Annotated in this window: 5 protein-coding genes and 2 pseudogenes; 1 reads left to right on the forward strand and 6 read right to left on the reverse strand. The window is 60.0% G+C overall.

Features of this window, described 5'->3' with window-relative positions:
* Nucleotides 1–1045: 1045 nt before the first annotated feature.
* A complete protein-coding gene (locus tag CT676_RS44650) occupies nucleotides 1046–1210 on the reverse strand; it encodes a hypothetical protein (RefSeq protein ID WP_167768344.1) in 165 nt (54 codons plus the stop codon).
* A gap of 862 nt (nucleotides 1211–2072) precedes the next feature.
* On the opposite strand from CT676_RS44650, the gene CT676_RS44655 reads away from it, so the two are divergent.
* Nucleotides 2073–2249, forward strand: coding sequence for a hypothetical protein (locus CT676_RS44655; RefSeq protein WP_161495737.1), 177 nt, complete (start codon nucleotides 2073–2075; stop codon nucleotides 2247–2249).
* Between the two features lie 616 nt (nucleotides 2250–2865).
* Here the strand turns inward: CT676_RS44655 and CT676_RS42460 are convergent.
* The 5 genes and pseudogenes from CT676_RS42460 to CT676_RS42480 all read right to left on the reverse strand — a co-directional run.
* On the reverse strand, nucleotides 2866–3075 hold the full coding sequence (locus tag CT676_RS42460) for a hypothetical protein (protein ID WP_135217223.1): 210 nt from the start codon (nucleotides 3073–3075) through the stop codon (nucleotides 2866–2868).
* Nucleotides 3076–3098: 23 nt separating this feature from the next.
* A pseudogene (locus CT676_RS45860) lies at nucleotides 3099–3420 on the reverse strand (hypothetical protein).
* An 89-nt stretch (nucleotides 3421–3509) separates the two neighbouring features.
* Nucleotides 3510–3962: an Hsp20 family protein gene (locus CT676_RS42470; RefSeq protein ID WP_135217224.1), complete on the reverse strand. Its 453-nt coding sequence runs from the start codon at nucleotides 3960–3962 to the stop codon at nucleotides 3510–3512.
* A gap of 462 nt (nucleotides 3963–4424) precedes the next feature.
* Nucleotides 4425–5558, reverse strand: coding sequence for a histidine kinase dimerization/phosphoacceptor domain -containing protein (locus CT676_RS42475; protein ID WP_244623517.1), 1134 nt, complete (start codon nucleotides 5556–5558; stop codon nucleotides 4425–4427).
* Between the two features lie 564 nt (nucleotides 5559–6122).
* Nucleotides 6123–6965, reverse strand: a pseudogene (locus CT676_RS42480) (excinuclease ABC subunit A); the annotation flags it as partial.
* Nucleotides 6966–7232 lie beyond the last annotated feature (267 nt).

Raw genomic sequence — 7232 nt, forward strand, 5'->3', positions numbered from 1 at the left:
CAGAGCTCTTGCGTGTCATCATCCGAGCCTTCTTCGAGACCGTCCCGGCTCGAAACACCGCTTGAGCCGGGCGCCGCCGCCAGTTCTTCACGAACGACTACTTCGACTACCGCAGTCCGGCCGTCGTTATTGATCATGAGGGTATCGATCTTGCGGACCTTAAGGCCGTCGAACGGTTAGCGCGCGAATTATTAGGAGAAACCATCATTTGTGGTGCCGGCACAGGACCTATCGAAGTCGAGGCAAGAGACGAGTTTGGTCCAATACTGCGCATGACCGCTACGATAGAGGTCAAAAGGCGCACCGAACACGGCGGCCGAACGTGATCGCGCTTCGGAAGCGACCATTCTTTTTCCTGACAGGTGCGGGAACATAGCGTAGGCGCCGCAGTGCGCAGGTTCGATTGATCTACATCAACCTCCTGCGCGGAGAGAGCCGCAATCTCGCGAGCGGGGCTTAAGGACTTCATAGAAGGGTTTCTGTCATGCTCCGCTATATTCTCGCTCCTCTTGCCGCTTTCGTTTTGCTCATCGCCTGCTTGATCCCCGATGATGCCGAGGCTCGGCGCGGGGGAGGTGCCTATCGGGGTGGCGGCGGTTACCGCGGCGGTGCGGTCGCAGTTCGAGGACCGCGGGGCGGCGGCGCTGTTGCAGTGCGCGGCACAGGCTACCGGGGCTACGGCTATCGGGGCGGCTATCGCGGCTACGGCTATCGGGGCTACGGTGTCGGAGCGGCAGCGGTAGGCGCGGCTGCCGTTGGCGCTGCTGCGTACCGCCGCAGTTGCTACGATGCGTACGGAAACTATATTTGCGCCTATTAATACGCGACGCGCTAGCGCGGCCCCAGAGCGAGCCCACGGCGCGTATCGGCGTCGGGTCGGCCTTGAGGTCGGGGGCGTCGGCCATCAGGCTGCCGAGCCGCAGGTAGATTGCTTCTGCCGTCAATGGGTCTGTCATATCCGTTCCGCGCTGAAATCAGCGGGAGTGTATTTATATGCCGATCGGTAGACAAAGGGCCGCATGAGCGCCATGGCGGTCAGCCCGCCTCACTCCGGCAAATCCTTGCAGAGCTTGATCACGATCATGACTGTCGAGCCGACTGCAATTATCACCGCGCAGACAAACGGCAACTCCTGGAGCATGCCGACAAGGGCCGCTCGAACACGGAACGATCTTTTCAATTGCGCGAAGCGCAAGCCTGCCACACCCATCGGACATCTCCGTTTGGCCCCCAGCAGCAGCGATCTGATACTCAGCGCGCGAAATGAGGCCCGGCTATTGCCGCTTTGGCTGTTCCCTACATCAAGGTGAACAAACCTTTGCGAAGCCGTGGGTCGGTTCACTTTTGAACTTAGGTGATGCACACCTCGCGGCATTTCGCGCATGCGACCCGAACGATGTCGAACAGACAGATGCTATACGGTGACGGCAGCAATCTCTCTTTCGTCACGGATATTCCAAAGCAGCGCGGAGCGCACCGACGTGAGTGGGCAAAGTACAGTGCGCCTGCTGACGTCGAGCGAAGAGCGGCTCGCCGGACATAGGAACGACGGATGACAGGGAGCGTTTGCGTCGGCTGGCCATTGCACGGGCCAGTAAAGGGCGCCCCGACCCACATTTCCCCCAGCCCTTGTGGGCGGGGCCGTTCCAATCCGTCGCGCATAACGCCCATCACCGCAGCCGATCTTGACGCCCTTGCCGCGCCCCTGTTGGATTGATGCTCCGGCTCGGTGGAGTGGTGTTATGCGTTCTTCCCCGTCAATTGTTCCTGGCTTCGACCGGGACATCTATCTTGTGCTCAATGATTTCGGCGGCATCTGGGCCGGTCCTGGAGCGAGACGGACGAGGAGCACACCGACCGCGAGACGCTCCTGCGCCACCTGATGGAGGGGCAATAACCCCGCCCCATTGTGAGCTTCAACACTGGTGAGGGCTGGTCGCGGGATGCCTCCGAGGACATTGCCGAGGCGCTGCAACAGGGGTGCTCCGTGCGAGGTTCCGCCATCACTTGAGGCGTTCCTCGAAACCCACGGGCGCGGGGCCACCGTCCAACTATCCCTGCTCTGAGCAGCCATGACCCCTTTCGGCCTGGTCATCGTCGCGGTCATCGTCACGCTGTTTGTCGTCGCGTTGGCGACGCCCGCCGGACGGGTCGCCTTAATCGGTCGCGCCCGCGGGATGGTCCTCATGCTGGTCTGGCTCGCACTGCTCGCGCTGCTCGGTACCATGTGGGCGCGGCTCGGCTGGTAATTGGCCTACTTCCTATTCCGGTGGCCTTGCGCACCCGTCTGATGGCCCGCTCCGTAACTGGAACGACGAGACGGCGCGTGCATTGGCGTCCATGGATGATAGTAAGTGGATCGCCATCATGGTCTCGTCGATGCTGCTGCTGGTGGGCGCGGCCGCAGTGCTGGTGTCACGGCCCGAGCTGCTCGGCGCGGTGAGGTGAAGAGCCGGTTCGCGCGCGGCATGGTCGTCATGCTGGGCTGGCTCGCCCTGCTTGGTGCCCTGTGGGCGCGGCTCGGCTGGTAATTGGCCTACTTCCTATTTGCTAGCTGGTCTGGCTCGCCGCCCGCAAGAACGCCATACCGTTCCGAAAGAGAAACAAGTTCCGCCACGTCTTCGCTTTAGGGGGCGGTGCGTTTGTTCCAATGCTCGGCCGCCTACTTAACGGTCGGCGCATTGGGGCCGAAAGCCGAACATTTCTTACATACTACGAATTTTGGATCGATGTTGCTGTTGATTCAAACCTCCGAACCGCTGCAGAAAGGGCAGGGCCGCAGCGGTTGTACAGAAACAGGGAATCCGCGCAGTGGATCGATAGCTGCGCTGTCGCTTGGCTTCCTAGGCATCTTAACGCGAGCGTTTAGACAGACAGTATTTCTGAGCCGATGTCGACGACCTCGATGAAAAGATGATCGACGTCGCTATTGAAGCCGATGAAGTCCCACTTGGCGCCGTCGCCTTGGCAGGTAGCGCCGGCGAAGCGTGCCGCCTGCCACTCGGGATGTTTCGTGCTTGAGCGCACAAGGACCCAATAGAAGCGACCTGGAATCAACTGTGTGACGTCAGTCATGGAATCACTTGCAGACCCCTCGCTCACGCCGCCGCGCGACGCTCGGCCCAGCGCAGACGCATGGGCTTGCCGCCCGGCGGGTTGCGCGGACCGTTCCCGTCTAGCGCGCGTAGCGCTTCCAGAATTTCGTCTATGAGCAGGCGCCTTTAGTCCGTCCGGCGAGCGTAACGCTGGACAGGACGCGATCGCCGAGGCGTCAGAAGCCCATGACGCGAGGATGGCCCGCTTCTCGGCCAGACTCAAATTCGGGTCAGCGACGACCTCGCGCGGATGCGAGAACACCGTGCCGGGGTGAAGAAGAGCATTTAAATCGAAGACGTTATCGTGTGTGGGCGTCGTCCGCATGGCTAAAGCTCCTACCCATCATAAGACGCATTAGGATGGCCGCGCGGGAGCACCCGCGCGGCGGCGATCGGAACCAGGCCGCGGGTTGGTCAGGCGGCCTTGCCTTCGATCTGCTTGACCTGCCCGGCGCTTGCGCCCGCGATGGCGATGCGCCGCGGCTTCATGGCCTCGGGAATCTCGCGTTGAAGCTCGATGACCAACAGACTATTCTCGAAGTGCGCGCCCTTGACCTCAACGTGGTCAGCCAGGGTGAACTGGCGCTTGAATGACCGTGTCGCCATTCCGCGATACAGGAAGGTCTTCTCGTCCTTCTCGGCCTTATGGCTTTCCAACGTCAGGACATTCTGCTGCACCGTAAGGCCCACCTCGTTCGGTGTGAATCCGGCGAGCGCCACCGAGATTTGGAAGCGGTTCTCGTCGAGCCGCTCGATGTTATACGGGGGATAGGTCTCTTCGGCGGTCCGCTGGACCTCGTCGAGAACGTCAAACAGGTGGTCGACCCCAATGGTCGACTTCCACAGGGGAGTCCAATCATACCTCATAGCCAAATCCTCCAAAGAGCAAGCTGGGTATGAGCTGGCACCGGACACCTTCCGGCGCCCGCCTTGATTGCGGGGCCCCGAAGGCGCCCCGGCCGCCACGTCTGCGGCGTCCAAAAAATCTGTCACGAGCAAAAACGTTTCAAGAGGATGACGAAAAACATTTAGCGCTCTAAACGGGCGGTCTGGTCTAGCGTTGTTGTCGTGAAGGTTACATCCGCTTCTCTGCGGTCGATTGCCGCCTGGGTTCGAAATCAGCGGTGGACGCCAAGTTGGATCGGTGTCCGGTCTGCCCGACAGCCGACATGACACGCGCTCAATCGACCTGCGGCTAAGGGCCACAACCCGACTACCCACCTCGGCGACGATATGGGGCTTTGCTTGGTCCGCAGGTGTACCATCGGCCGACCCGGCCCGCGATAGCTGAGGCCCAGCCTATCCCGTGCCTGCTCAGCAGGTCCCACTTTACATTATCAAAGGGAATGTAAGCGTTGTTGTTGTACCCGCGTCGCTGCTGGTCTGGTTGACGGTACCGCCAATTTGTCTCGCCAGAGAGGTAATCAGCTTAAGGCCCGACCCGTTTTTGTTCGGATGTTGAATGCCGCGACCGTTGTCGGTCACTGTCAATCGGGCCTCGCCGTAGCCGACGCCTCCCACCAAACTTACGCTGATCCTGCCTCCCTCTGCACCGAACGCATGCTTGATGCTGTTCATCGCAGTCTCATTCAAAATGAGGCCAACCGGGAGGGCCCGGTCGATCGCCAATTCGAGCTCGTCGCATTCGACGTCGACTTCAACCTCATCCACCTGATTGCGGATCGCGCTGCAAAGAGCCCGGATGTAATGGGAAAGTCTAACGATCTGCCCCTCTTGGCGAGGGGCAAGCTGATCATGTGCGAGCGAGATGGCGTTGATGCGGCTGGCCACGTGGTCCAGAGCGCGGTGTGATTCTGGATCAAGATAGCGGCGCTTCTGGATGGAAATCGAGGACAGGACGAGTTGAAAATTGTTCTTGACCCGATGTTGCATCTCTCGAAGCAAGATCTGCCCCTTTTTAGCTTCCGCGACCGCAGCCATAAGGCTTGCATGCTCGTCCGGTTGCGCACCGCGACGCAGCACAGCACCTATCAGCGCGGCGGCGGCGGTCAGAAACTCGGTCGTATCCTGGGAGAAGTCTCTCGGCTTTGTACTGTCCACCTCCAGCACGCCCCATGAGGCGCCGCCGATGAGGATCGGGACGTTGCTGACAGCCACAATGCTGTGCTCCGCCAAGAACTCGGAACAAACAAATTCGTTCTGCTCGGCGAAATCTCTGATGCTGACAGGCTCGGCCGTTTGGAAAGCGCGGCCAGGCGGCGAGCGGAGGTCGGCCGACAGCGTGGCGGTGCGGACGGCACCATCCTTCCAGCCGACTCCCGCAATCAACAGAAGATCGGACGTGTCTGGACGATATTGAAGCACCTTAACATGGTCGATTTCCACGGCTCGGGCAATTTGCAGCACCGCTTGGTCCAAGAAGCGTTCTATTCCGGCCTCTTCAACCGAAAGACGACCGATATCGACCAAAATGCGGATATGGCGCCGGAGTTTGTCCAGCACATCGCCCTCAGTTTGTTCGGCCGGGTGGTCCTCCATTCGTTTCTAACATCGGGCCTCATGAATTGTGCCTAAGCGCGAGACCGTACAATAGGAACGAAACAGGGAACCTCCGCTCCAATGCGGGTTTGGTTCTCCCGACAAAACAGCGAGAGCGAAAATGGAAAACAGTGGCGTCGGAATGCTACTCGGCGATACCTCAGTGACGGCACTCTGGATGATGTTTATCGGCGCCTTCATCTTGGGTGGCACAATTCGCACGTTCTGCGCTGTCGACGATGATTTTAGGTAGCAACTCCAACCAACAAACGTCTAACTGGCGATCTTCCTGACCACTGCTCAACGGCGTCAGTCTGAGAACAATCAGCCCTCCGCTCGTTGTGCTCTCTGCGGCGACTACACAGGCGTTCATGCCTTGATTTTCGCGAGACTTTCTTGAAGCGAACCTTCGGCCATTGATAAGCCGTATCGCTGGAGCAAGTTGAATGCTCTAGCACTAACAGTATTACTAGCAGTTCGTGGTGGACGCTTTGCGAGAGGAAGAGTACGAGGTCATCCATGCGGCTGCAGTCCCGCAGAGGGCTCATCCAGGACATAGACCACTCCGAACAGATTAGAGCGGACCTGCGTCGCCAATCGAAGCCGCTGTAGCTCGCCTGGCGACAGCGTCGGCGTGCTGCGTTCGGGCGTCAAATAGCCAAGACCGAGATCAAGTAGCACTTCAAGGCGTGCCGACATGTCCTCCGTTATCCGTTGCACCACGAGAGCCTTCTCAGGATGGCCGACGAATTGATTCCTTTTCTTGTCGAGATGCCCGCCGAGCAACAAGCGGAGCTGGTTCAACGGCAGTCGCGAAACCTCGGCAATGTCCATTCCGGCGAAAGTGACGGACAGCGGTTCGGGTTTAAGCCGCTTCCCCTTGCAGACTGGGCAATTTGAGCTCGACAGAAATTGCGCCACCCGGCGTTTCATCATAGCGCTCTGCGTCGTGGCGAACGTCTGCAGCACGTATTTGCGCGCGCCGGTAAAAGTACCTTGATAGCTCGGCTCCTCCTTCCGCTTCAGTGCCCGCCTCGTCTCGGCAGGCGTATAACCCGCGTAGACCGGCACCGTCGGCTGCTCGTCAGTGAACAGGATCCAGTCCCGATCTTTCTTGGGCAATTCGCGCCACGGCTTGTCTACGTCGTAGCCGAGGGTGACGAGAATATCGCGCAGGTTTTGGCCTTGCCAGGCGCTTGGCCACGCGGCTACGGCCCGCTCTCGGATGGTCAGCGTATCGTCGGGAACGAGCTGGCGTTCGTCGACAGCATGGACTCGGCCAATGCCATGGCAATTGAGACAAGCGCCCTCGGGCGTGTTGGGCGAGAACGACTCCGCATATAGCAACGGTTGATGCTGCGGATAGGCGCCGACGACGAGCAAGTCCTGTTCGGCGAACGGGCATTGATGGCCGGTACTGGCGGGCAGGATCGCGACGTCGCCAGCCTTCAGCGTGAATATCCGGCCCTTGTTGCCGCCGAAGCGTACCCGGCCCTTGCCGCGGGCGATGCCAAGCAGCTCATGAATTCGGGAGTGATAATGCACGTAGCTGTAGATGCCGTCGCGCCAAGTGTCGCCCCAGCTGTTGGCCTCGAAGAGATCCTCCATCACGGCCGCCGGGTCGTGCCCGTCGCCAAA

The organism is Bradyrhizobium sp. MOS001, from assembly GCF_004634465.1.
In the GTDB taxonomy this organism is placed as follows: Bacteria; Pseudomonadota; Alphaproteobacteria; order Rhizobiales; family Xanthobacteraceae; genus Bradyrhizobium; species Bradyrhizobium barranii.

Excerpts from the sequence above, each read along its gene's own strand:
- CT676_RS44655 (WP_161495737.1), top strand. The coding sequence starts at position 2,073 with ATGACCCCTTTCGGCCTGGTCATCGTCGCGGTCATCGTCACGCTGTTT.
- CT676_RS42460 (WP_135217223.1), bottom strand. The coding sequence starts at position 3,075 with ATGACTGACGTCACACAGTTGATTCCAGGTCGCTTCTATTGGGTCCTT.
- CT676_RS44650 (WP_167768344.1), bottom strand. The coding sequence starts at position 1,210 with ATGGGTGTGGCAGGCTTGCGCTTCGCGCAATTGAAAAGATCGTTCCGT.
- CT676_RS42470 (WP_135217224.1), bottom strand. The coding sequence starts at position 3,962 with ATGAGGTATGATTGGACTCCCCTGTGGAAGTCGACCATTGGGGTCGAC.